The following is a 3,495-nucleotide window of genomic DNA, read 5'->3' as shown; positions in this document are numbered from 1 at the left end:
GGTAGCGGCCGGCGGACAGCACCACGCCGTCCTCGCGGATGACGAACGCTCCGTCCAGCACGGAGAAGTTCTTGATGGCGTCGCGGCTCTTCTGGAGGCCCTTCTCCAGCGGCGTCCACTGCCGCTTCACGGCCACGGGCAGCAGCTTCGCCGTCGCGGGGCGTGCCGCGGCGGGCGAGGCCAGGGCCTTGCCGTCCCTGCCGTTGCGCACGGTGACGCGCACCTGCGGCTTCTTGCCCACGGTGGACGTGTCCGCCACCAGCACCGCGCTCAGGCCCAGCTCGCTCGCCACGGCCGTGGCACCGGCGGGCGTCGTGGGATCCATGCCCAGGCGCGAGGCGGCGGAGCGCACCGCGGACTCGGGAACGACTTCGTAGCGGGCCGGCCGGCGGGAGAGCTCCGCCTCCAGCGCGTCGCGCGCGGCGTCCGCGTGCGGACCGGAGGCGAGCACCGCGACCCGGCGCACCTCCACCTTGCTCTTGGCGGAGGCCTTCGCCTTCTTCGCGGACTGCGTCGTCTTCGCCGGCTTCTTCGGCGCGGCGTGCGCCACGGGGCCCAGGAGCAGGGCCGCGCCCAGGAGGGCGGCGACAGAGGAGGAGCGGGAGCGCGTCTTCACGGGGTGCTCGGCTTTCCGGCGACCAGCCACTCCGTGAGGCACGCGGTGTCCGCCGTGCTCAGCGAACCGCCCTGCGGCATCTTCACGCCGCAGCCGGGCGAGTCCGTCAGCTTCTTCAGGAAGAACGACTCGGACGGGTTGGCGCTGTCCGCGATGGGCATGGGCGAGCACGCCGCGGTGGTGGTGTAGAGCCGGCCCGGCAGCCCGGCGGCCTGCAGGTCCAGGCCCGCGCCGATGCTCTTGCTGTCGGTGGAGTGGCACGCGAAGCACTGCGCCTGGAGGACGCTGGAGGCGGTGGTGCCGGGCGCGCAGGAGCCGGTGGTGCCTCCGGTGAAGCGCTCGGGGTCATCAAGCCCGCCAGCACAGCCGACGGTGGTGGCGAGGAGCGCGGCCGCGAACAGCGAGGCCAGCGGGGCGCGGTACGGACGACGGGCGGCGGAAGGGTTCGCGAACAAGACGACCACGTGGGCAGGAGGGGGGGACGACACGGGCCGCAGCCTAACCCGGGCAGCGCCTGACTGTGCACCCCTCAACGGATCCGTTCTCACCGCTGTGACACGCGCTCCCCGGGCTGCCTGCCCGGGGCGGGTGGGCCGGTGTCACACCCGCGTCCCACCGAGGGGCCCGGGCCCAGGAGCTCCGCGGTCCCGGCTACCGCTTCTTCTTCAGGAAGCGGCTGACGCTCACCTTCCCGAAGCGGCCACCGAACAGGTACCAGGTGAGCACCGCGCCAAAGAGCGCCGCCGCCACCGCGATGCCCACGATGCCCATCACCGGCACGTTCCCATACATGGGCGGCCGGGGCGCGAAGGCGATGAACGCACCCACGATGAAGCCGCACGCGCACAGGCCCAGGAACGCGATGACGGCCACGCTGCGCAGGTTCTCGTTGAGCTTGTCGAACTGCTCGGCGCGCACCGTGACGCTGAACTTGCCGGTCTCCAGGTCCATGAGGATCTGCGACAGCTGCGTGGGCAGGTCCTGCGCCATGGACTGGAAGCGCAAGAGCGTGCGCATGAGGCCGCCCTGGAGCTGGCTCGGATCATAGCGCCCGGCCATCAGCTCCTTCGCGTACGGCAGCGCGACCTCCAGGATGTTCATCTCCGGGTAGAGGCTTCGGAGCATGCCCTCGGTGGAGATGGAGGCGCGCGACAGCAGCGCGTACTCCTTGGGGATGCGGATGCGGTACTTCACCGCCAGGTCCAACAGGTCGCGCAAGAGCGTGCGCGCGTCCACCTGGCCCAGGGTGGTGGGCAGGTGCTGGCCGAGGATGGACTCGATGTCGTTGCGGAAGCCCATCAGGTTGGCGCGCGCGTCGGGCACGCCCACGCGGTAGAGGATGCGCGCCACGGAGTCGCTGTCCTTGAGCGCCACCGCGAGGCACAGCATCACCAGCGTCTCCTGCATGGGGCGCGTGAGCCGGCCCACCACGCCGAAGTCCAGCAGCGCCAGCCGGTTGCCCTCCATGAGCAGGAGGTTTCCCGGGTGCGGGTCGCCGTGGAAGAGGCCGTCGTCGAAGAGCTGGCGGAAGCTCGCCTCCAGCAGGTTCTGCGCCACCTGCTTGCGATCCGCTTCGGACAGGACGGAGGGGTTGATCTTCTCGCCGCGGATGAACTCCAGCGTGAGCACGGTGCGGCTGGAGAGCTCCGCGTGGACGCGCGGAATCTTGAGGTACGGGCGGTCCTTGTGGTTCTCCAGGAACGCTCGGATGTTGGTGGCCTCGTTGATGAAGTCCAGCTCCTCGTGGATGGCCCGGTCGAACTCGTCCACGATGCCGGAGGGCGTGTAGATGCCCGTCTCCTCCACCACGGCCTCCAGCAGCCGCGCCAGCGAGCGCAGCACGCCCAGGTCCGCGTCGATGCGCTGGGCGATGTCCGGCCGCTGCACCTTGATGACGACCTCCTCGCCCTCCAGCGTCACCGCGCGGTGCACCTGGGCGATGGACGCGGCGGCGAGCGGCTCCGGGTCCACGTGCGCGAACAGCTCGTGCACCTCCTTGCCCAGCGCTTCGCGGATCTGCGCGTGGATCTGCTCCAGGGGGATGGCCTCCACGTTGTCCTGGAGCGTGGCCAGCTCCTCCACGAACTCCGCGGGGAGCAGGTCCGCGCGGGTGGAGAGCACCTGGCCCAGCTTGATGAACGTGGGCCCCAGCTCCGCGAGGAAGAGGCGGAAGCGGTGCGCGGTGGAGGTGCGCTGGGACTCCTGGGAGACCTCCACCTTCTCCTTGCGGCCGAGCATGCGCCACACGCCCGCGCGCTCCGCCACCTCGCCAAAGCCATGGCGGGCGGCGATGACGGTGATCTGCCGGATGCGGTTGAGGTCCTGGAGGTTCATGGGGAGGAGGGCGCGGGCCGGGCCACGTAGCGCAATAGCACGTACCCCACCACCGCGGAGAGCAGCGAACCCGTGAGGATGCCCAGCTTGGCTTCCGCCAACAGTGCCGGCTGTCCGGCGAAGGCCAGCCCGCCCACGAAGAGGGCCACCGTGAAGCCGATGCCCGCCACCACCGCCACGCCGTGGAGCTGCGCGAGGCTCGCCCCGCCGGGCAGGGGTGACACGCCCGCCTTCACCGCGGCCCAGGTGAAGACGAAGATGCCCACCTGCTTGCCCACGAAGAGGCCGACGATGATGCCCAGGGGCAGGGGCTTCAAGAGGTCCGACAGGCCCATGCCGGACACGTCCACGCCGGAGTTGGCCAGCGCGAACAGCGGCACGATGCCGTAGGCCACGAAGCCGTGCCACAGGTGCACGAAGCGGTTGAGGGGCGGCTCGATGTCCTCCAGCGCCTCCTCGATGTGGAGCAGCTGCGCGCCGCGCTCGCTCTCGTCATCCGCGCGCGCCACGAGCGCCTGGATGTAGGCCCCAAGCTCCTCCAGCAC

3 protein-coding genes and 1 pseudogene are annotated in these 3,495 nt (G+C 70.8%); all 4 read right to left on the bottom strand.

Translation table 11 applies throughout. The features are described from left to right. Positions 1-616 (bottom strand): annotated as a pseudogene (locus tag D7V93_RS40345) (hypothetical protein); the annotation flags it as partial. Beyond that, on the bottom strand, positions 613-1,071 hold the full coding sequence (locus D7V93_RS40340; protein ID WP_147451598.1) for a hypothetical protein: 459 nt from the start codon (positions 1,069-1,071) through the stop codon (positions 613-615). The gene D7V93_RS40340 and the pseudogene D7V93_RS40345, both read right to left, overlap by 4 nt. Positions 1,072-1,267: 196 nt before the next feature. Continuing rightward, the gene (locus tag D7V93_RS40335; protein ID WP_120648330.1) at positions 1,268-2,950 is read right to left on the bottom strand and encodes an ABC1 kinase family protein; all 1,683 of its coding nucleotides are present in this window, start codon (positions 2,948-2,950) and stop codon (positions 1,268-1,270) included. Continuing rightward, positions 2,947-3,495 (bottom strand): Na+/H+ antiporter NhaA (locus D7V93_RS40330; protein WP_208723311.1); only part of this gene is annotated, 549 nt, incomplete at its 5' end. The genes D7V93_RS40335 and D7V93_RS40330, both read right to left, overlap by 4 nt.

Origin of the sequence: Corallococcus llansteffanensis (assembly GCF_003612055.1) — a bacterium.
GTDB classification, from domain to species: domain Bacteria; phylum Myxococcota; class Myxococcia; order Myxococcales; family Myxococcaceae; genus Corallococcus; species Corallococcus llansteffanensis.
Note: the sequence above shows the minus strand (reverse complement) of the source record. Positions and strands in the feature narration are given on the sequence as shown.